Annotated in this window: 19 protein-coding genes and 1 tRNA gene; 14 read left to right on the top strand and 6 right to left on the bottom strand. The window is 62.3% G+C overall.

The window, feature by feature from the left end:
- Positions 1 to 272: 272 nt before the first annotated feature.
- Positions 273 to 1,346, top strand: coding sequence for an alpha/beta hydrolase (locus FJ426_RS07870; protein WP_140493715.1), 1,074 nt, complete (start codon positions 273 to 275; stop codon positions 1,344 to 1,346).
- A 142-nt stretch (positions 1,347 to 1,488) separates the two neighbouring features.
- Positions 1,489 to 2,649: an alpha/beta hydrolase gene (locus FJ426_RS07865; RefSeq protein ID WP_140493717.1), complete on the top strand. Its 1,161-nt coding sequence runs from the start codon at positions 1,489 to 1,491 to the stop codon at positions 2,647 to 2,649.
- A 21-nt stretch (positions 2,650 to 2,670) separates the two neighbouring features.
- Here FJ426_RS07865 and ade read toward each other — a convergent pair whose 3' ends face one another.
- Positions 2,671 to 4,482, bottom strand: coding sequence for an adenine deaminase (gene ade / locus FJ426_RS07860; protein ID WP_140493720.1), 1,812 nt, complete (start codon positions 4,480 to 4,482; stop codon positions 2,671 to 2,673).
- Positions 4,483 to 4,667: 185 nt separating this feature from the next.
- Between ade and FJ426_RS07855 the strand changes: the two genes are divergently transcribed.
- Positions 4,668 to 5,333: an outer membrane protein gene (locus FJ426_RS07855; RefSeq protein ID WP_140561012.1), complete on the top strand. Its 666-nt coding sequence runs from the start codon at positions 4,668 to 4,670 to the stop codon at positions 5,331 to 5,333.
- Positions 5,334 to 5,991: 658 nt separating this feature from the next.
- Positions 5,992 to 6,282, top strand: coding sequence for a hypothetical protein (locus FJ426_RS07850; protein WP_140558505.1), 291 nt, complete (start codon positions 5,992 to 5,994; stop codon positions 6,280 to 6,282).
- A gap of 183 nt (positions 6,283 to 6,465) precedes the next feature.
- On the opposite strand, the gene FJ426_RS31290 is transcribed toward FJ426_RS07850, so the two are convergent.
- Entirely contained in the window at positions 6,466 to 6,636 is a 171-nt protein-coding gene (locus tag FJ426_RS31290; protein WP_181172776.1) for a hypothetical protein, read from the bottom strand.
- A 546-nt stretch (positions 6,637 to 7,182) separates the two neighbouring features.
- On the opposite strand from FJ426_RS31290, the gene FJ426_RS07845 reads away from it, so the two are divergent.
- Complete coding sequence (locus FJ426_RS07845; RefSeq protein WP_140561011.1) at positions 7,183 to 7,482, top strand: DUF1236 domain-containing protein; 300 nt, start codon at positions 7,183 to 7,185, stop codon at positions 7,480 to 7,482.
- A 173-nt stretch (positions 7,483 to 7,655) separates the two neighbouring features.
- On the opposite strand, the gene FJ426_RS07840 is transcribed toward FJ426_RS07845, so the two are convergent.
- Together FJ426_RS07840 and FJ426_RS07835 are read right to left on the bottom strand one after the other, a co-directional pair.
- Positions 7,656 to 7,741: transfer RNA gene (locus FJ426_RS07840), tRNA-Leu, on the bottom strand.
- 134 nt (positions 7,742 to 7,875) lie between these two features.
- Positions 7,876 to 8,454, bottom strand: coding sequence for an NUDIX domain-containing protein (locus tag FJ426_RS07835; protein WP_140493728.1), 579 nt, complete (start codon positions 8,452 to 8,454; stop codon positions 7,876 to 7,878).
- A 153-nt stretch (positions 8,455 to 8,607) separates the two neighbouring features.
- Here FJ426_RS07835 and FJ426_RS07830 point away from each other — a divergent pair, with 153 nt between their 5' ends.
- The 3 genes from FJ426_RS07830 (at position 8,608) to FJ426_RS07820 (ending at position 10,390) form a co-directional block, all read left to right on the top strand.
- The gene (locus FJ426_RS07830) at positions 8,608 to 9,711 is read left to right on the top strand and encodes an NADH:flavin oxidoreductase/NADH oxidase (RefSeq protein ID WP_140561010.1); all 1,104 of its coding nucleotides are present in this window, start codon (positions 8,608 to 8,610) and stop codon (positions 9,709 to 9,711) included.
- 130 nt (positions 9,712 to 9,841) lie between these two features.
- Positions 9,842 to 10,120: a DUF982 domain-containing protein gene (locus tag FJ426_RS07825; RefSeq protein ID WP_032920128.1), complete on the top strand. Its 279-nt coding sequence runs from the start codon at positions 9,842 to 9,844 to the stop codon at positions 10,118 to 10,120.
- 30 nt (positions 10,121 to 10,150) lie between these two features.
- Positions 10,151 to 10,390 (top strand): DUF2188 domain-containing protein, encoded by a 240-nt coding sequence (locus FJ426_RS07820; RefSeq protein ID WP_140493732.1) that lies wholly within the window; start codon positions 10,151 to 10,153, stop codon positions 10,388 to 10,390.
- A 108-nt stretch (positions 10,391 to 10,498) separates the two neighbouring features.
- Here the strand turns inward: FJ426_RS07820 and FJ426_RS07815 are convergent, their stop codons facing one another.
- On the bottom strand, positions 10,499 to 10,795 hold the full coding sequence (locus FJ426_RS07815) for a hypothetical protein (RefSeq protein ID WP_140494988.1): 297 nt from the start codon (positions 10,793 to 10,795) through the stop codon (positions 10,499 to 10,501).
- Between the two features lie 171 nt (positions 10,796 to 10,966).
- On the bottom strand, positions 10,967 to 11,566 hold the full coding sequence (gene wrbA / locus FJ426_RS07810; RefSeq protein WP_140825139.1) for an NAD(P)H:quinone oxidoreductase type IV: 600 nt from the start codon (positions 11,564 to 11,566) through the stop codon (positions 10,967 to 10,969).
- 173 nt (positions 11,567 to 11,739) lie between these two features.
- Between wrbA and FJ426_RS07805 the strand changes: the two genes are divergently transcribed.
- From FJ426_RS07805 to FJ426_RS07780, 6 genes are all read left to right on the top strand, one after another.
- Positions 11,740 to 12,483, top strand: a complete 744-nt coding sequence (locus tag FJ426_RS07805) for a competence/damage-inducible protein A (RefSeq protein WP_140561008.1) — start codon at positions 11,740 to 11,742, stop codon at positions 12,481 to 12,483.
- 81 nt (positions 12,484 to 12,564) lie between these two features.
- Positions 12,565 to 13,398, top strand: a complete 834-nt coding sequence (locus FJ426_RS07800; protein ID WP_140493736.1) for a universal stress protein — start codon at positions 12,565 to 12,567, stop codon at positions 13,396 to 13,398.
- Positions 13,399 to 13,511: 113 nt separating this feature from the next.
- Positions 13,512 to 14,012: a xanthine phosphoribosyltransferase gene (gpt, locus tag FJ426_RS07795; RefSeq protein ID WP_140493737.1), complete on the top strand. Its 501-nt coding sequence runs from the start codon at positions 13,512 to 13,514 to the stop codon at positions 14,010 to 14,012.
- Positions 14,013 to 14,221: 209 nt separating this feature from the next.
- Positions 14,222 to 14,710 carry an NUDIX hydrolase gene (locus FJ426_RS07790; protein ID WP_140825138.1) on the top strand — a complete coding sequence of 163 codons (489 nt, stop codon included), beginning with the start codon at positions 14,222 to 14,224 and terminating at the stop codon, positions 14,708 to 14,710.
- A gap of 107 nt (positions 14,711 to 14,817) precedes the next feature.
- Positions 14,818 to 15,129, top strand: a complete 312-nt coding sequence (locus FJ426_RS07785; protein WP_140493741.1) for a PilZ domain-containing protein — start codon at positions 14,818 to 14,820, stop codon at positions 15,127 to 15,129.
- Positions 15,130 to 15,795: 666 nt separating this feature from the next.
- Positions 15,796 to 19,563: a vitamin B12-dependent ribonucleotide reductase gene (locus FJ426_RS07780; RefSeq protein WP_140561007.1), complete on the top strand. Its 3,768-nt coding sequence runs from the start codon at positions 15,796 to 15,798 to the stop codon at positions 19,561 to 19,563.
- Positions 19,564 to 19,774: the final 211 nt, after the last annotated feature.

Here is a 19,774-nt window from a genome sequence, read left to right as displayed (position 1 = left end):
CCCGTCACTCATGTTCCCAAGCGGTCGGCATTTAGTGACGCATTTGCCGTTAGTTGGAGGCGATTGTTAATGTAATTCTTGAAATTCATGCGGGTGCCAAGCCCCGAAAGGGCCCGCCCTGATGCAGTCTGGCTTTCGTGCAACACTGCGGCGGCGGTCGCGAGACGCCGACCGCTTTTCGGCTGGGCACGACTTACTTCCGCCGCACTTGCGCTGTCGGGGGAGACTTGCGGAGGCGATTGGCCTTTTCGGGCCGGAGTGGAATTTCAGACGTGCCGTTGAAGACGATTTTTGCCATTGGCCTAGCCTTGCTTGTCGCGGGCTGCGCGGGACAGCAGACCCAGGAACTGCTCGGCAGCGCCATCGTGGCAGCGCCGGTGACCGAGATCGCCGGCAATCACAGCATCTTCATCGCCACCACGCGCAAGAAATCCGACGATCCGAACAAGGTCTTCGACGGCGAGCGATCGGCCACGCTGAACTACGCCCGCGTCAACGTCACCGTGCCCGGCATCCACCAGACCGGGCAGATCGAACGCCGCTCGCGCGGCAAGTCGAACGATCCGGCCAAGTATTTCATGGCCTCCGAGGTCGTCGGCTACGACACCCAGCCGAAATTCGCCAATGCGCTAAGTGCTGACATCGCGGCGCGCGGCGACCGCGTCATGGTCTTCGTCCATGGCTACAACACCGGCTTTGACGACGCCGTTTACCGCCTGACCCAGATCGTCCACGATTCCGGCTATCCCGGCACACCCGTGCTGTTTTCCTGGGCATCCGGCGCCAAGACCACCGACTATGTCTACGACAAGGAAAGCGCCAGCGCCGCGCGCGACCAGCTCGAGGTGACGTTGCGCATGCTGGCGCAGACCGGCGCGCGGCGCATCGACATCGTCGCCCATTCAATGGGAACCTGGGTGACCATGGAGACGCTGCGCCAGCTCGCCATCACCGGCGACCGTGATCTCGGCGGCAAGCTCGGCGACGTCGTGCTCGCATCGCCCGACATCGATGTCGACGTGTTCAAGAGCCAGATGCGCCGCTATGGCAAACCCAACAAGCCGTTCATCCTGTTGTTGTCCGATGATGACCGCGCGCTCCGGCTCTCCGGTCTGATTGCCGGCGCGCGGCCGCGCGTCGGCGACTACAAGGACGCCGCCGACCTTGCATCCTACGGCGTAACGGTCGTCGACCTCTCCAAGATCAAGGGAGCGGACAGTTTCAACCATACGAAATTCGCCGACAATCCCGCGCTGGTGAAGATGATCGGCCAACGGCTGCGCGAAGACGATGGATTTGCCAGCGACCGCGACGTGACCGACCGCATCAGCCTGCTCGGCCAATAGATGCATCGCCGCGGGTTCGCGTGGCCCGCTCGGCCTTGCGACAGAGTCGACCAACTTTGAACTGGACCGCGCCGGCCTCTGGCCTTATCGAAATATCCAGCGACGTCACGCGTTTGACGTCCTCCTTTGCGGGAGCCGGCGTGTGACGGTGCATTCGAAGAGTTTCGTCGTCATTGCGTTCACGCTGCTGGTCGCAGGCTGCGCCGGCCGAAACACGCACGATCTGCTGAACAGGACGACGGTTGCCGTACCCGCGTCCGACATCGCGGCCACCCACGAGATATTCGTCGCCACCACCCGCCAGAAGGCGACCAAGGACCCGCGGCAGGTGTTCGACGGCGATCGCTCCTTGACCACCAGCTTCGCCCGGGTCGACGTCACCGTGCCGAAAAGTCACAAGGTCGGCATGATCGAGCGTGTCCGGGGGTCTGCCAACAGCAATCCAGCCAAGGATTTCACCGCCAAGGATGTCGCGTTCTATGCGGATGCGCCGCAATTCGCCAAGGCGGTCGGTGCCGACATCGCCATGCGCGGCGACCGTGCGCTGGTTTTCGTGCACGGGTTCAACAATGGTTTCGACGACGGCATCTACCGGCTGACGCAGATCGCGCACGACACGAAATATCCGGGCACGCCGGTGCTGTTCTCCTGGGCCTCGAGCGGCAAGACGACGGGCTACATCTATGACAAGGAGAGCGCCAACGCGGCGCGTGACGACCTCGAGGCAACGCTCAGGATGCTGGCCAAGACGCGGGCCAAGAGTATCGACATCGTTGCCCATTCGATGGGAACATGGGTGACCATGGAGGCGCTGCGCCAGCTTGCCATCACCGGCGACCGCGATCTCGACGGCAAGCTCGGTTATGTCGTCCTGGCCTCGCCCGACATCGACGTCGACGTGTTCAAGAAACAGATGATCCGCTACGGCAAGCCGGACAAACCGTTCGCCATCCTGCTTTCAGCGGACGACCGGGCGCTCAAACTGTCTTCCCTGATCTCGGGCGACAAGCCCCGCGTCGGCGACTATGGCGACGCGGCCGATCTGGCCAGCTATGGCGTGTCTGTGGTCGATCTCAGCCAGACCAAGGGTGGCGACCGGCTGAACCACGCCAAATTCGCCGACAATCCGATCCTGGTTCAGTTGCTCGGCGACCGGCTGCGGGCCCCGGCCGGCCTGGCGTCGGACGAACCTCCAGTGCAGCTCAACAATCTCGGCCAAGGCCTCGGCAAGGCCGTCGGCTCGGTTGCCGAGATCGTCATCACCACGCCGTTCAAGGTGCTGACGATCGCCACCGGCGGATGAGCGAAGCGACCGCAACTGCTCTTATACGAAGAGGTCGACCTTCTGGAAGGTCGTCACGTCGATCAGGCCGACATCGGAAATCCTGAGCTCCGGAATGACGACCAGCGCCAGCAGCGAGTGCTGCATGTAGGCGTTGTTCAGCGAGCAGCCCATCTGGCGCATGGCCTCGGTCAGTTTGTCGGCCTTGGCCGCGACGATTTCGGCCCGCTCGTCCGACATCAGCCCGGCGATCGGCATTTCGACCAGTGCCAGTTCCTTACCCTTGGAAAACAGCACGACGCCGCCACCGACCTCGCCCAGTCGGTTGACCGCCAGCGCCATATCCCGCTTGTTGGTGCCGACGACGATGATGTGGTGGGCATCATGCGCCACGCTCGACGCCATCGCGCAATCGCCGATGTAACCGAAGCCGGAGACAAAGGCATTGGTGACGCCGCCGGTACCCCTGTGGCGCTCGACCAGCGCGATCTGGCAGACGTCGTTGCGGCGATCCATGGCGACCAGCCCGTCCTCGACGGCGAGATCCGCTTCCAGCGCCCGCGTCGGTGCCTGATTTTCGATGACCCCGATGACCCGGACCCGGACTTCGTTCGCGCCGTTGGGTGCCGTGATGTCGAAATCGTGGGCCTTCAGCTTCTTGCCGAGCTTGACGGTGTTCTTCGCCGCCTTGGGATAGTCGTAGACCGGAATGTCGATGTCGAGCTTGCCGGCCTTGGCCAGCCTGACGCCACGCGCATAGACCTCGTCGATGGTCATTTCGGCGAGATCCGAGACGATTAAAAGGTCAGCCAGCCGCCCCGGCGCGATCGATCCGATCTCGCGCTCCAGCCGGAAATGCTGAGCGGTGTTGAGCGTCGCCATCTGGATCGCGGTCACCGGTTTCAAGCCCTGGCTGATGGCGTGGCGGACCACGCGGTCCATATGCCCCTGGTGAACCAAGGTGCCGGAATGGCTGTCGTCGGTGCACAGGATGAAATTGCGCGGATCGATGCCGCCCTCGGTAACCGCCTTGATCTGCGAGGCGACGTCGTACCAGGCCGAGCCCAGCCGAAGCATCGCCTTCATACCCTGGCGCACGCGGGCGATGGCATCTTCGGCGCGCGTGCCCTCATGGTCGTCCTCCGGGCCGCCGGCGACATAGCCATGGAACGGCAAGCCGAGATCGCGCGAGGCATAGTGCCCGCCGACGGTCTTGCCGGCTTTCACGGTCGCGGCGATCTCGCCCGACATCACAGGATCGTTGGCGGCTACGCCAGGGAAATTCATCACCTCGCCCAGCCCGATGATATTTTCCCAGCCCATCGCCTCGGCGACGTCGGCGACCGTCAGTTCGGCGCCGGCATGTTCGAGCCCGGGGGCCGAGGGCACGCAGGACGGCATCTGGACATGCACGTTGATCGGCATGGCGACGGCCTCGTCATGCATCAGCCGCACGCCGGGCAGGCCGAGCACATTGGCGATCTCGTGCGGATCGATAAACATCGAAGTCGTGCCGTGCGGGATCACCGCGCGGCAGAATTCGGTCACCGTCACCATGCCGCTCTCGACATGCATGTGCGCGTCGCAAAGACCGGGCACCAGATAGCGCCCGCCGGCATCGACCACCTTGGTGCCCTGCCCGATGGCATGGCCGGCATTCGGGCCGCAATAGGCGAAGCGGCCGCCGGCAATGGCGATGTCGGTGCCGGCTACGATCTCGCCGGAGTGGACATTGACCCAGCGCCCGTTGCGGATGACGAGATCCGCGGGTTTCCTGCCCATGGCGACATCGACCAGATGTGTCGCCATTTCAGTCCATGGTCTGGGTTTGCTGCCCGACGGCGTGTTCGCCATGAAGCGACTCCTGTTTGCCCGACTGTGCCAAGCCGCCACGGTTTTGACCAGCCTCACACTTTCTCCCGATTGTTCCAAGACCGACGGAGAGCGTAAATCGGCCGCACAGAAATGCGATTCCGTTTTGCCGCAAATCGGGTTACCGTGCCTGCCAGGATCTTCCAGCTCTTCGTTCGGGCAGTTCGATGCGTCGCCTAATGCTTGCAAGTGTCGGTTTTCTTGCCGCTCTGGCCGCACCGGCTTTCGCAGCCGAACCTGTGGCCGATGTGCCGATGACCGCGCCCGGTTTCGACTGGACCGGCCACTATGCCGGCCTGCAAGGCGGTTATGGCTGGGGCAGTTCCGACATCTCGGGAACCGAGGGCGAGCCGTTTGCCGCCTCGCCAGACCTCGACGGCGGTTTCGTCGGTGGCCATGTCGCCGGTCTGTGGCAATTCGACCAGGCTGTGCTCGGCGCCGAAGCAGAGCTTAACTATTCCTCGGCAAAGGGCGCCGAAGAACTGGGTGCGGGAAATCTGCTCGGCACGGATGTCAAGTGGTTCGGTTCCATCAATGCCAAGGCCGGCTATGCGATGGATCGGTTCCTGATCTACGGCATCGGCGGCGTCGCCTTTGCCGGCATCGAAACCTCGCAAGATGCCGGTACCTCGTTCGACAACACGCGAACCAGCATAGGCTGGACGGTTGGCGCCGGCATCGACTATGCGCTGACCGACAGGTTCGTCGTCGGGGCGCAGTATCGCTACTATGATTTCAGCAAGGAGCATTTCGATGCGCCGGACGATTTTCTCGATCGCGACCAGAATGTGAAGCTGAATACGGTCGGCATCAATCTGAGCTACAAGTTCTGAGCCCCATCGCCGCGCCCGGTCACCGGGCAGGATCATGCTCGATCTCGCATGGTCCGTGACGGCAATTCTACGGCAATTCCAAGGACTGAGGGGCCGGCGTCCCCAGTGGGCGGGGGGATGGGTTGGGCCTGGTAGACGCCGGCCTCGACGGATCAGATCCGCCGCGCAGACACCGTATCATTGCCTGCGGCGCGCGGAATTGCGTGATCGCACCAGTATCACCATGCCCGCTTGTCTGAACGTCACCGGCGCAGAACTTGATGCCGCGTGCCGTTTATGATCCTGCCCTCGCACGCAGGCGCGCGTCCGCCATCGCAGTACCCGCGCCCGATCGCGCAGTGAACACTCAAAGAATTGCATCGAGAAAAGAGCCATCGAACCGCAAGTGCGGACGAAGGTCCAAGAACATCAGCAAGACCTTGGTCCGAATACCTACAGCAGAGGTCCGATCAGCTCTCCTGCAAGGAACGTACTCGCATTCCTTTCATTTGTTGAACGGGTGCAGCAATGGTCCTTCATGTGCCCACGAGAGCAGGGTTGCCATCATTGCACCCTCAACCCCCTGCTCATTTCGCAGGCAGAAAGCTCAAATCGAGACCTCGTGCGGCTTGAGCTGTCGTGAAACTACCCCCGAGGGATCTGGAATGGAGAAACACTTATGAAAGCGATTTTTCTGACAAGTGCCATGGCGCTCGTTTTCGTTGCAATGCCGGTTGTCGCTTCGGCGGCAGAAGCCGACGTCGTCATCAAAACCCATCGCCATCATCACCGTCACGTGGCAGTGATCAACGATCAGGGCCATCGCCTCCATCATCGGCGCCATGGCACGGTGGCTTTCTATGACCAAGGTCGCCGGCATCATCGCCGCGACACCGTCGTCATAACGGGCTCAACTGAACGCCGTCACCACCGGCGTCACCCAGTGGTGATCTACGACAGCAACGACTAATATTGTGCAATCCGGCCCGGCTGATCGCCAACCCTGCCGGGCCGTGCCCGCGAGCGGCGGACCGACAACAAGGGAAGTGGAGGCTGAGGAAGCCAGGCGGGTCTTCCCTGTTGAAAATGAGTGCTTAATCGCAGCCCGGGTATGAGAGGCCGGTCGTGCTCTCCAGCTTGAGCTTCTGGTCCCTCAAGAGGGCGCCAGTAAAAAATAAACGCCGGCGACCAGTGTCGATGTCAAACAAATCGCCATTGCCACGACCACCTTGGTCGCGAACCGCTCGGCTCTCGCGCAAAGCGCGTCAGCAAAATCGTCGCTCTGGATACTTTTCAAGAGCGGCTTGGTGTCGACGCCAGCCATGTGATTGTCGTTGTCGGGGATTGTGACACGGTCACGGCCATCAGTTTTGATGGAACCAGGGGGCATGCTTTGCCTCACGAAGCGTCGGATTGACATCAGCCACCGTTCGACGGAGCTGCCGGATTCGCCGATGCGGACGGCACTTTGGCTTTGGGAGCGTCAATCTTGACGCCAAATATTTTTTCCGCCTGCCAGAACAATGGCCACGGCAGCGCTGCCGCCAGAATTTACCACAGCGGGGCCGGCTGCCATGATCGGCCTCCAGTTGAAGATCATTAGCAAACGCAACGCACGCTTCCTACCGGCGGTTCCACTGCTGGGGCTTGGGTCCTATTGAACATGCGACCAAAGTCAGATCGTGGCGCGCAAAAGGCCCAAACCCACGGTTGTTTGGAACCCACGCGTCTAAGAGCGATTGCCTGACAGGCCATTGAACGATGGTTCCCCTGATCGATGGCCAGCATTGGGAGCCCTTGCCAACCCTGGCAATCCTTCGGGCGCCACCGCGCTTCGCGTCAAGCCCAACGAGAGAGAAAGGAAGCAACAATGAGAACCGATCTTAGAACCGTCGTAGCGGGATTCCTGCTGCTTGCCGGCATCGGTGCCGCCGCCGCACAGGATGTGGTCATTCAGCCGCAGGACGAAACCGTCATACAAGAATACGTAAAGAAACAGCCTCTGGCCTCAGTCAAGATTCCCGGCGTCGAGCTCAACGTCGGGACCGCCCTGCCCGACACGGTCGAGCTTCATGAAATTCCCAACGTCAAATATCGCTACGTCGTCGTGGACAATCACACCGTCGTCGTGGATCCCGGCACACGCAAGATCGTAAAGATTATCCAGTGAGCGCTTGAACGCCACGATCCGCCGTTTCAGGTCGGCGGATCGTGGCAACGTTCGCCGAGGGCCCATAGCCGACGGCGTGCCTCGGCGCACGGTCGCCGAGCCGCCGCTAGAAGACCCGGGTGGCACCCGTTGGTGGCGGCTAGGCTCTGCAGAGCATTGAAGTAGAGTTAAGGTGGTGCGGACGACGGGAATCGAACCCGTACGATCAGAGATCGAGGGATTTTAAGTCCCTTGCGTCTACCAATTCCGCCACGTCCGCGCGCCTTTCGTTTCAACTACCTAGGCGATCTCGTCAATTAGGGCCATGCAGTCCCAAAAAAGCGTTGTGCAAAACACGTTCGTTTTCATTCGCCCCGCACCGATTCTTCGTCCCGCAGGGGCGACCGGTATCGGTCAAACAGCGATCGGATGGAGCTTCAGATGCTGGATCAGGATGATGGTCTTGGCGTCGATGATGCGGCCATCGGCAATGCCGGCCAGAGCCTCGTCGAGCGGCATTTCCAGCACCTCGATGTCCTCGCCTTCGTCCGCTGCGCCGCCACCGGCCGAAATGCGGTCGGCGGGCGAATAGAGGGCGGTGAAGAACCAGAGCCGCTCGGTGACGCTGCCCGGGCTCATATAGGGCGAAAACAGCCGCTCCACATGGTTCAGCCGATAGCCGAGCTCTTCCTCCGCCTCCTTGCGGATGCAGGTCTCCGGATCGTTTTCGTCGAGCAGTCCCGCGCAGGCCTCGACCAGCGGTTCGCGGTGGCCGGTGACATAGGCGGGATAGCGGAACTGGCGCACCAGGAGCACGGTTGAACGCTGGGGATCATAGGGCAGGATCACCGCGCCATCGCCGCGATCGTAAGTCTGGCGGATTTGTGTCTCCCATTGTCCGTCGCGGCGACGGTAGTCGAGGACGGTCTTCTTCAGAACAGCCCAGTCGTCGGATAGGATTTCTTCAGAACGGATGCGGATACGATCTTCCATCGGCTGCCTCCACGTTACCCGGGAGGCGTAGCCGCGAACCGGCGTTCACGCAATCGGGGCAGCGGTTGGTCCAGTAAGCATTTCACTCTCTCGTGTGTGGCATGGCGGCGATCGATCGCCTAAATAGCGCATCCTATTCCCGGAGTGTCGTTCATGACCACATCGCTTTTCCAGCCGATCACGCTCGATGGCTTGAGCTTTCCCAACCGCATCGCCGTTGCGCCGATGTGCCAGTATTCGGCCGAGGACGGCTCGGCGAGCGACTGGCATCTCCACCACTGGATGAACCTGGCAATGTCCGGCGCCGGCATGGTCACGGTCGAGATGACCGATGTCGAGCGGCGTGGCCGCATCAGCCATGGCTGCCTCGGCCTCTATTCCGAAGACAATGAAGCCGCTGCGCGCCGCGCCCTGGACGCAGCAAGGCGCGTGGCCGCACCCGGCACCAAATTCGGCACTCAGCTTGCCCATGCCGGCCGCAAGGCCTCGAACCGCAAGCCCTGGGAGGGGGGCGGACCGCTGCAGCCGAACGAGGATCCCTGGCAGACCGTCTCGGCCTCGGCAATCGCCTACGATACCGGCTGGAACGTGCCGCGAGCGCTGGAGGAAGAGGAGATCCTCCAGCTCATCGAGCGGTTCGCCGAGGCGGCGAGGCGGGCCGAACGCGCGGGCTTCGACTTCATCGAGCTGCACGCGGCGCACGGCTACCTGATCTTCCAGTTCCTGTCGCCGCTCTCCAACCAACGCACGGACAGTTGGGGCGGCTCGCTGGAAAATCGCATGCGTCTTGTCGTCGAGATCGCCAAGGCGGTGAAAAAGGCAGCGCCAAAACTGATGCTGGGCGCCCGGCTGTCGGTCAAGGATTGGGTCGATGGCGGTTTCGACGTCGAGGATGCGATCGAAGTGGCGAAAGCGCTGAAGGCCGAAGGCGTCGCTTATCTCTGTTGCTCGAGCGGCGGCAATTCGCCCTTGCAGAAACTGCCCTCCGGCCCCGGCTATCAGGTACATCTGGCGGAAGCCGTGCGCAGGGGCGCCGGCATCCCTACCCGCGCGGTCGGTCTGATCGACGATCCCAAGCAGGCAGAGGCGATCATCGCCGAAGGCCGCGCCGATATGGTTGCGCTGGCGCGCGCCTTCCTCGCCGACCCGCGCTGGGGGTGGCGAGCGGCCGCCACGTTCAGCGAGACGATCCATCCCGCGCCGCAGCTCGCGCGCTCGGTGACGACGATGCAGCACTGGATGAAGGCGGCGGGCTGAGCGGCCCTTCCGAGAAGGCGGAACGCGTCGTCGGACGACCGCCGCAATAGAGCTTCCAAGGAGGTCTGGGACGTTTGGGCGCAGGCTGAAGACACGGTTGCAACCAAATTGACTGCTTTGCGTTGCGGCCATGATGGACAACAAGCCTTTTGAAACACCGGTCGTGGTCGAACTCGGCCATGTCGGCAAATATCGCCACATCCGCAGTACCCAGGAGGCGGCGGAGTGCCTGATGACGGTTTGGCCGCTCAATCGCGGCCCCCGTCATCGTGATGCTCTCGACACTTGCCTCAAAGTGCTGGAAGGTTATCGTTCGACAGCGGATGCGCGCCGGGCCCTTATCGAAGCCGCCAGGGAATCGGAAGTGCTGGTGCCAGACGACAAGCTGTCCGACGACCGCCTGCATTGAGCGGACGGACCTTTAAACCGGAGGTTTTTGATGGCGAAGCTGACTTACAAGATAGTCGAGCATGACGGCGGCTGGGCCTACAAGGTCGGAGCGACCTTCTCGGAGACGTTTCCCACGCATCAGGACGCGTTGCGGGCCGCCGAGATCGCTTCAGCCGAGCAGCAGGTCGCGGGGTCGACGGACGGCATCCAGTACGAGGATGCCGACGGCAAATGGCATGAGGAACTGGCTGATGGACGCGACCGGCCGCAGACCGAGGTTTCCGACTGATCTTTCAGCCCAAAGCCCCGATCGCCCCAAAGGCCGGCCGCCCCGGAGCGCCGACCGCGGACGTCGGGAGAGAAAACGTCCTACGGTCAGCAGGGAGCTTACGGCTGATTATTTGCCGCAGTACTGGTCATTGACGTTGCCTTGAGCATTGGCGTCCGGACCTGGAGTGTTGTGAGCACATGGGCCCATCCCACCGGTATTGCCTTGGGTGCTCAACCCGGAGCCGTATGCGTTGATGCTCCCGGTGGTGCTCTGGTCGATGGCTGATGAATCCTCATTGCCGAACAGCGACCAATTGTTCCACCAACTGTCATGGTTGTAATACCTGCCGTCAGTCGACTGCGCCATCGCCGATGTGGCAAGACCGGCCGTCAGAACGAATGCCGCGAAAAGTTTTTTGTACATTGGATCACTCCGTTTTGTCTTCGTCGCCTTGGGTGCGACACGGGGCAAACCAGTCATCAGCCGAATGGTTCCTTGAATTCCTTGTGAAGCGTCGGTGAAGCGACGATCCACGGCGTGGACCACAAGCATCGCCAGCAGGAGCAACGCCGGCAGGCACCGGCGGCACAACGATCAGCCGTGCAGCTTCGCGGCGATTTCGGCGACGCGCCCGCCCTGGAACTTCGCGCCTTCGAGTTCCTGCGCCGAAGGCTGGCGCGAACCGTCGCTGTCGCTTGTGGTGGTGATGCCGTAGGGCGCCCCCCCACGCACGACATCTTTGCCCATCTGAGCCTGATAGGCATAGGACAGGGGAACGATGATCATGCCGTGGTGCTGAAGCATGGCCTGGGTGCTGATCAGGGCCAGTTCCGCGCCGCCGTGCTGGGTCGCGGTCGAAGACATCACCGAGCCGATCTTGTTGATCAGCGCGCCCTTGACCCACAGCGGGCCGGTCTGGTCGAAGAAGTTCTTCAGTTGCGCGCACATCATTCCGTAACGCGTCGAGGCGCCGACGATGATCGCGTCATAGTCGCTCAGTTCCAGCGGGCTGGCGATCGCCGCTTCCTGGTCGAGCTTGTAGTGGGCGGCCTTGGCGACCGCTTCGGGCACGAGTTCGGCGACGCGCTTGATGGTCACCTCGGCACCGGCTTCGCGAGCGCCTTCGGCTGCGGCCTTGGCCATCTGCTCCATGTGACCCCAGCTCGAATAGTAGAGAACAAGTACTTTGACCATTTGCGTCTCCTTGACGTGATGATCCTCGCCCGCCCAGCCACGCCAGGGTACTTAGGGCGCCAATATTCGGGGAATACCGCGTATGCGGGCACAGTTTGTTCACCGGTCGGATGGCATTGCCGCTGGCCGCGTGCCGCGCTATTTCAGGCGACCCGTTTTTGCCGGAGCCGTCGATGTCCGAAATCATTACCGCCGCCATGCTCGTCATCGGCGATGAGATCCTGTCCGGCCGCACCAAGGACAGAAATATCGGCCATCTGGCTGACATCATGACGGCCATCGGCATCGACCTGAAGGAGGTGCGCATCGTTCTCGATGAGGAAGACGAGATTGTCGCCGCGGTAAATGCGGTGCGGGCTCGCTATACCTATGTGTTCACAACCGGCGGCATCGGCCCGACCCATGACGACATCACAGCCGATTCGATTGCCAAGGCCTTCGGCGTGCCGTGCGAATACGATGCCAAGGCCTATGCCCTGCTGGAAGCAAGCTATGCCGCTCGCGGCATCGAATACACCGAGGCCCGCAAGCGCATGGCCCGAATGCCGCGCGGCGCCGACCATATCGACAATCCGGTGTCGGTCGCGCCCGGATTCCGCATCGGAAATGTCCACGTGATGGCGGGCGTGCCCTCGATCTTCCAGGCCATGCTCGACAATGTCGTGCCGACGCTGAAAGCCGGCACGAAAATGCTGTCGGCAGCGGTGCATTGCCCGTTCGGCGAAGGTCTCGTCGGCGGGCCGCTGGGCGAGATCCAGAAAGCGCATCCGGACACGATCATCGGCTCCTATCCGAAATACGGCGACGGCAAGTTCTGGACCGAACTGGTGGTCCGTGCCCGCAGCCAGCAGGCCCTGGACGCCGCGCGCGCCGATGTCGAGGCGATGGTGGCCGGCTTTGCCAGCAGCGCGAGCTGATCCGGTCCAGGCCGGAACCAAGCACAACGCGGCGACGTTTCCTTGCCGCGGGCGGATCGCTCGCAAAATGAGGGGATCACCATGCGCTTCAAGACCATCGTCGCCATTCTGCAGAACGAGCAGGACGCGGAGCGCGTGCTCGACTTCGCCATTCCGCTTGCCGGCCGCTTCCAGAGCCATCTGATCGGCATCCACGCCGAAGCGCTTCCGGTGCCCTACACGTCGGCCACCGGCTTTCCCGACACCGAGTTCCTGCAGGTTTCGGCCGACATGAACCGCGAACGGGCCGAAAAGCTGCGGGCCGCGTTTCTCAGGCATATCGAGAATTCCGGCCTGTCCTTCGAATGGCACAGCCTGGAGAGTTTTTCCGGCGACAGCGCCCTGACCGGCATTTCAAGCGTGCGTGCCGCCGACCTGATCATCGCCGCGCAGCGCGAGACGGGCGGCGATGCGAGCGCCGACGTCGACACACTGGTCTACGACGCCGGACGGCCGGTGCTGGTAGTGCCGCACCTGGGTCCGCTGATCACCACCTTCAAGCGTGTGCTGCTTGCCTGGAACGGCAGCAAGGAGGCCGCACGCGCCGCTTTCGATGCGCTGCCCTTCATCATCGAGGCCGACAAAACCGACATTCTGGTCATCGATCCGCCGGACACGCTCGATGAACGCCCCGAGGCCGCCGGAGCGGAAATCGCTTCCGCCTTGTCGCGTCATGGCGCCAGCGTGAGTGTCTCGGTGCAGAGATCGGGCGGCACCTCGGTCGACGAGGTGATCCAGACCAGGATCGCGGAGACCGGCGCCGATTTGCTGGTGCTTGGCGCCTACAGCCACTCGTGGCTGCGCCAGCTCCTGTTCGGCGGAGTGACGCGCTCCGTGCTGCGCACCGCGCCGGTGGCGGCTTTCCTGTCGCGGTAAGTTCACAGTGTCGTTTGCGGCCGCTCTTGCCAAGCGCGAGGTTTTCCAGTTACTTCCGCGCGCATTCCCCTGTTTTCTGCGCGCGACCGCGCGTGCTGCGGAGTGCGCGAAAGATGTCCCTTCCCGAAAAAGCCTTTCCGGTCTCCTGGGACCAGTTCCACCGCGATGCGCGCGCGCTCGCCTGGCGGCTTGCCGGCACCAACAAGGCGCAATGGAAAGCGATCGTCTGCATCACGCGCGGCGGCCTCGTGCCGGCGGCGATCATCTCGCGGGAGCTTGGCATACGCGTTATCGAGACCGTCTGCGTCGCCTCCTATCATGACTACAGCAGCCAGGGTCAGCTGCAGGTGCTGAAGGAGGTCACGCCGGCCCTGCTTGCCGACGACGGCGCGGGCGTGCTGATTATCGACGACCTGACCGACACCGGCAAGACGGCTGGCATCGTGCGCGCCATGATGCCGAAGGCGCATTTCGCCACCGTCTACGCCAAACCGAAGGGGCGGCCGCTGGTCGATACTTTCGTCACCGAGGTCAGTCAGGATACCTGGATCTATTTTCCCTGGGACATGGGCTTCACCTACCAGAAGCCGATCGCCGACGATCACGCCGGCTGATTCGCGGCAAGCAACCTGCTGCAAATCGAGCCGCAGGGAAGTCTCATCCACTAGGCAAAGGGTCTCGCGAGGCTGGCTGGCGCGCGGAAATCGGCGTCTATTGGCGAAAATCGGCCATCCTGATGAAAGTTTTTACTTTTATTGCCGATAATTAGCCGTAAGATTCGTGAGACGGCAAACGATTCTGGAGGCTGGGGCTAGCTTCTCCGATGCTGACGAGGCCAACGACGCACAACCATCTGGCCGAAAGGGTCCGGCGACTCTTCGGCACCGCGCCGTGCCGTCTGCAGGTAGCCGCCCTGCCCTGGCGCGAAACCGGAAACAGCGTCGAGATCATGCTGATTACCAGCCGCGATACCGGCCGCTGGGTGCTTCCGAAGGGCTGGCCTGAAGCCAGGGAGCCGCTTTGCGAAGCCGCGGCGCGCGAGGCTGTCGAGGAAGCCGGACTGCGCGGGACGATCTCGCATCTCGAGGCCGGCCGCTACTTCTACGCCAAGGCCCTGGCCTCCGGCGAGGAAGTGCCGTGCGAGGTATTGGTGTTCCCGCTGCATGTCAACAAGGTCGCCGACCATTGGAAGGAAAAACGCTCCCGCACCCGCAAATGGGTCAGTTCGAGCGAAGCGGTGCGCATGGTCAACGAACCGGATCTTTGCCAGATCATCGCCTATTTCTGCGCCGACCCGCGTCGGTTTGCCTGAACCGGGACCGGCCGCGCCACCAAGCAGCTCGGACGGGGGCGCCTGCGGCGTGAATGCTTTTCTAATGAAGACGTAATAGGATCTGATCCGATCCTGGCGTTTTACCGATGACAAATCCCGCAAATCCCAATCCAGAGAGATCCGACGAGCACAAGCGCGAGCATCGCCAGCGCGTGCTCAAGGGCGGCACGATCATCACGGGCATCTCGAATTCGGAAGTTGGCTGCACGCTGCGCAATCAAAATGAAGGTGGCGCCGAACTCAAGGTTCCGCCCGAAGCAACGATTCCGGATCATTTCCTTCTCTATGTGCCCGTCGACGGCATCGGCTATCGATGCGAGGTCCGCTGGCGCCGCAACGGCCGGATCGGGGTGCACTTCACCGGAACCGAGCCGAAGCCCAGGACGCATTACGGCTGATCCGCGACGTCGGATGCGCCAGATGGTCTGTGCCTGGATCACGCCCCGGAGCCGTCGCGAAGCCTGACAAGCGCGTCTTTGTCCCCTCGGCCGGGGGCTACCGCGGCAGCTCCATTCTATCCCCGTTATCCACATGTGTGACACACAAGATGTTGAGGTCACAAAAGCTACGCAAACGAATCCTTGACGGCGCAAAACGAGTCGCCTTTTATAGGCCATGCGCTCCTGTTGAGAGCGCGACCGGAAAGTTCTGAGCCCGGTCTTTTTCCCGGATTATGTGCGTTTTTCCCCACATTTCCGCCTGTTTACGAGGCTGGCGGAAGCGTTGGGATTGTGGGGCGTGGGCGATAAAAGGGAGAATTGTCGGACTGGAATAAATTGTCTGTTAACACTATATTTAGTGTTTGCAGGCAGGTTCGACGCTAGATAATGTGAATTTCCCTCGAGTGAGGGAATCGGAAAAAATCAGTTTTGAGGGACCCGCGGGTTCGTCGGTGAGTTGGACAGGCGCTTCGCAAGAAGTTTGACCAGCAAGGCGGACGAAGACCGCGAAAATGGAGAGCCGGCCGTTTTCGAACGCCGGCAGACGGCGGACATGCGCGTTTCGCATTGGGAGCAGAAATCTCCTGACGAAAGCGCTATATATAGACAAAAGGGACCGGACCAATGCGCATCGAGCGTCGTTTCACCAGACAGGGACAATCGGCTTACGCGGAGATCGAATTCCGCAAGGCGCTCTCCGAGATCAAGAATCCGGATGGCTCGGTGGTGTTCCGCTTGGACAATATCGACGTGCCGGCGCAATTCTCCCAGGTCGCCGCCGACATCCTGGCGCAGAAATATTTCCGCAAGGCCGGCGTCCCCGCGCGGCTGAAGAAGGTCGAGGAGAACGATGTTCCCTCCTTCCTGTGGCGCTCAGTCGCCGACGAGGCCGAACTTGCCAAGTTGCCGGAAGCCGAGCGCTACGGGTCCGAGATCGACGCCCGCCAGGTCTTCGACCGGTTGGCCGGCACCTGGACCTATTGGGGCTGGAAGGGCGGCTATTTCAAGTCGGAGGAAGACGCGCGCGCCTTCCGCGACGAGCTTGCCTACATGCTGGCCACCCAGCGCGTGGCGCCGAACTCGCCGCAATGGTTCAACACCGGCCTGCACTGGGCCTATGGCATAGACGGCCCGAGCCAGGGCCACTTCTATGTCGACCCGTTCACCGGCAAGCTGACGAAGTCGAAATCCTCCTACGAGCACCCGCAGCCGCATGCCTGCTTCATCCAGGGCGTGCAGGACGACCTCGTCAATGAGGGCGGCATCATGGATCTGTGGGTGCGCGAGGCGCGCCTGTTCAAATACGGCTCGGGCACCGGCTCCAATTTCTCGCTGCTGCGCGGCGAGGGCGAAAAGCTGTCCGGCGGCGGCCGTTCGTCCGGCCTGATGAGCTTCCTCAAGATCGGCGACCGCGCCGCGGGCGCCATCAAGTCGGGCGGCACGACGCGCCGCGCCGCCAAGATGGTCATCGTCGACGCCGATCACCCCGACATCGAGGAATTCATCGACTGGAAGGTCAATGAAGAGCAGAAGGTCGCCTCGCTGGTGACCGGCTCCAAGATCGTCAAGAAGCATCTCGAAGCGATCATGAAGGCCTGCGTCAACTGCGAAGGCCATGACGACGACTGCTTCGACCCCGCCATCAACACGGCGCTGAAGCGCGAGATCAAGGCGGCCAAGAAGGACGCGGTGCCGGAGAACTACATCTACCGCGTCATCCAGTTCGCCAAGCAGGGCTACACCTCGATGTCGTTCAAGACCTACGACACCGACTGGGATTCCGACGCCTACCTCACCGTCTCCGGCCAGAACTCCAACAATTCGGTGTCGCTGAAGGACAATTTCCTGCGCGCCGTCGAGGATGATGCCGACTGGCATCTCACCGCCCGCAAGGACGGCAAGGTGCTGAAGACGCTGAAGGCCAGGGATCTCTGGGAAAAGATCGGCTACGCCGCCTGGGCGTCGGCCGATCCGGGCCTGCATTTCAACACGACGATGAACGACTGGCACACCTGCGCATCCGCCGGTGCGATCCGGGCCTCCAACCCGTGTTCGGAATACATGTTCCTCGACGACACGGCCTGCAATCTCGCCTCGATCAATCTGCTCCCCTACCGCAATGCCGACGGCACGATCGACATCGCTGCCTATGAGCATACGGTGCGGCTATGGACCATCGTGCTGGAAATCTCGGTCATGATGGCGCAGTTCCCGTCGAAGGAGATCGCCAAGCTCTCCTACGACTACCGCACGCTGGGCCTCGGCTATGCCAATATTGGCGGCCTGTTGATGACCTCGGGCATTCCCTACGATTCCGATGAGGGCCGCGCCATCTGCGCCGCGCTCACCGCCGTCATGACCGGCACCGCCTACGCCACCTCGGCGGAGATGGCGTCCGAGCTCGGCGCCTTCCCCGATTACGACCGCAATGCGCAGAACATGCTGCGCGTCATGCGCAATCATCGCCGCGCCGCCTATGGCGACAAGGACGGCTACGAGAAGCTGGCCGTCAACCCGGTGCCGCTGGTCGCTTCCGACCTCAAGCAGCAGGAGTTGGCGACGCACGCCAAGGCTGCTTGGGACCGCGCCATCGAACTCGGCGAGGAGCACGGCTATCGCAACGCGCAGGCGACCGTCATCGCGCCGACCGGCACGATCGGGCTGGTCATGGATTGCGACACAACAGGCATCGAACCCGACTTCGCGCTGGTGAAGTTCAAGAAGCTCGCCGGCGGCGGCTATTTCAAGATCATCAACCGCGCCGTGCCGGAAGCGCTGCGCACGCTGGGCTATTCGGAAAGCCAGATCGCCGAGATCGAGGCTTACGCCGTCGGCCATGGCAATCTCAACCAGGCGCCCGGCATCAACCCCGGCTCGCTCAAGGCCAAGGGCTTCACCGACGACAAGATCGCGGCGCTCAACGCGGCGCTGAAGTCGGCCTTCGACATCAAGTTCGTCTTCAACCAGTGGACGCTGGGCGCCGACTGGGTGAAGGAGACCTTTGGCTTCACCGACGAGCAGCTCAACGACTTCTCGTTCGAGATGCTGCCGGCGCTGGGCTTCTCCAGGAAGGACATCGAAGCCGCCAACATCCATGTCTGCGGTGCGATGACGCTTGAGGGAGCGCCCTTCCTAAAGGCCGAACACCTCCCCGTGTTCGACTGCGCCAGCCCCTGCGGCAAGATCGGCAAGCGCTCGCTGTCGATCAACAGCCACATCCAGATGATGGCGGCGGCACAGCCCTTCATTTCCGGCGCCATCTCCAAGACCATCAACATGCCGAACGACGCCACGGTGGAGGACGCCAAGAACGCCTACATGCTGTCGTGGAAGCTGGCGCTGAAGGCCAACGCGCTCTACCGCGACGGCTCGAAGCTCTCGCAGCCGCTCAATGCCTCGCTGCTCGCCGATGGCGAGGAGGACGAGGACGAGGCGATCGAACAGCTGGTCGCCGCGCCCGCCGCGCAGCGTGCGGTGCAGGTTACCGAAAAGATCGTCGAGCGCGTCGTGGAGCGTCTCTACCGCGACCGCGAAAAGCTGCCGAACCGCCGCAAGGGTTACACGCAGAAGGCAGTCGTCGGCGGCCACAAGGTCTATCTGCGTACCGGCGAGTTCGACGACGGGCGTCTCGGCGAGATTTTTATCGACATGCACAAGGAAGGCGCGGCCTTCCGGGCGATGATGAACAATTTTGCCATCGCCATCTCGCTCGGCCTGCAATATGGCGTGCCGCTCGAGGAATTTGTCGAAGCCTTCACCTTCACCAAGTTCGAGCCGGCCGGCATGGTGCAGGGCAATGACGCGATCAAGAACGCGACGTCGATCCTCGATTACGTGTTCCGCGAACTTGCCGTGTCCTATCTCAACCGCCACGATCTCGCCCATGTCGACCAGTCGGATTTCGACAAGACGGCACTTGGGCGCGGCATCACCGAAGGCAAGGCCACGCCCTTCTCCAAGGGCCTCTACCGCGGTGCCTCGCCGGTCAAGCTGGTGTCGGGCGCCGAACCCAAGGGATTCGGCGGTTCCGCCCCGGCCACGGCCCCTGCCCGCGTGGCGCCGACGGCCTTCTCCGGCTCCAACGTACTGGCGCTGAAGCCGGCGAGCGACGAGGCCATCGCCTACAAGCGCGACTATGAGGAACGCGCCAGGGAACTGGTCGAGGACATCGCCGAGGAGGAAACCGAGGCTTCGGGTGCCGAGGGGCTATTCTCCGACGCCGCCGCGCACGAGGCCGCCGAGGCCAAGGCACTCGCCGCCACCCGGCGCCAGCAATCGCTGATGCAGGGCTACACCGGCAACGAATGCTCGGAATGCCACAACTTCACCATGGTGCGGAACGGCACCTGCGAGAAGTGCGATACGTGTGGAAGCACGAGCGGGTGCAGCTGAGAATCTGAAGCGCTGGTGCCACACCCAAAGTTGGGTACCTGAAAGCCAATGTTGTGTACTTGGAGCGGCCAAACGGCCGCTCCCGAGGAAGCCGGAGGGACTAGCAACCAAAACAAACTGTCGTCCGGACGCATGGCGTCCGAAAAATGCTTTTCAGAACAAATCAGGAATTAAACGTATTCCGAGCGATTAGAAGATCGTACAACCAACC

Origin of the sequence: Mesorhizobium sp. B2-6-4 (genome assembly GCF_006441495.1) — a bacterium.
Classification (GTDB): Bacteria; Pseudomonadota; Alphaproteobacteria; order Rhizobiales; family Rhizobiaceae; genus Mesorhizobium.
The sequence above is the reverse complement of the archived record's forward strand: the minus strand, read 5'-3'. Positions and strand labels throughout refer to the sequence as shown.

Coding starts and splice junctions, on each gene's coding strand:
- ade (WP_140493720.1), bottom strand. CDS start 4,482: ATGGCGAACACGCCGTCGGGCAGCAAACCCAGACCATGGACTGAAATG.
- FJ426_RS07855 (WP_140561012.1), top strand. CDS start 4,668: ATGCGTCGCCTAATGCTTGCAAGTGTCGGTTTTCTTGCCGCTCTGGCC.
- FJ426_RS07850 (WP_140558505.1), top strand. CDS start 5,992: ATGAAAGCGATTTTTCTGACAAGTGCCATGGCGCTCGTTTTCGTTGCA.
- FJ426_RS31290 (WP_181172776.1), bottom strand. CDS start 6,636: ATGGCTGGCGTCGACACCAAGCCGCTCTTGAAAAGTATCCAGAGCGAC.
- FJ426_RS07845 (WP_140561011.1), top strand. CDS start 7,183: ATGAGAACCGATCTTAGAACCGTCGTAGCGGGATTCCTGCTGCTTGCC.
- FJ426_RS07835 (WP_140493728.1), bottom strand. CDS start 8,454: ATGGAAGATCGTATCCGCATCCGTTCTGAAGAAATCCTATCCGACGAC.
- FJ426_RS07830 (WP_140561010.1), top strand. CDS start 8,608: ATGACCACATCGCTTTTCCAGCCGATCACGCTCGATGGCTTGAGCTTT.
- FJ426_RS07825 (WP_032920128.1), top strand. CDS start 9,842: ATGATGGACAACAAGCCTTTTGAAACACCGGTCGTGGTCGAACTCGGC.
- FJ426_RS07820 (WP_140493732.1), top strand. CDS start 10,151: ATGGCGAAGCTGACTTACAAGATAGTCGAGCATGACGGCGGCTGGGCC.
- FJ426_RS07815 (WP_140494988.1), bottom strand. CDS start 10,795: ATGTACAAAAAACTTTTCGCGGCATTCGTTCTGACGGCCGGTCTTGCC.
- wrbA (WP_140825139.1), bottom strand. CDS start 11,566: ATGGTCAAAGTACTTGTTCTCTACTATTCGAGCTGGGGTCACATGGAG.
- FJ426_RS07805 (WP_140561008.1), top strand. CDS start 11,740: ATGTCCGAAATCATTACCGCCGCCATGCTCGTCATCGGCGATGAGATC.
- FJ426_RS07800 (WP_140493736.1), top strand. CDS start 12,565: ATGCGCTTCAAGACCATCGTCGCCATTCTGCAGAACGAGCAGGACGCG.
- gpt (WP_140493737.1), top strand. CDS start 13,512: ATGTCCCTTCCCGAAAAAGCCTTTCCGGTCTCCTGGGACCAGTTCCAC.
- FJ426_RS07790 (WP_140825138.1), top strand. CDS start 14,222: ATGCTGACGAGGCCAACGACGCACAACCATCTGGCCGAAAGGGTCCGG.
- FJ426_RS07785 (WP_140493741.1), top strand. CDS start 14,818: ATGACAAATCCCGCAAATCCCAATCCAGAGAGATCCGACGAGCACAAG.
- FJ426_RS07780 (WP_140561007.1), top strand. CDS start 15,796: ATGCGCATCGAGCGTCGTTTCACCAGACAGGGACAATCGGCTTACGCG.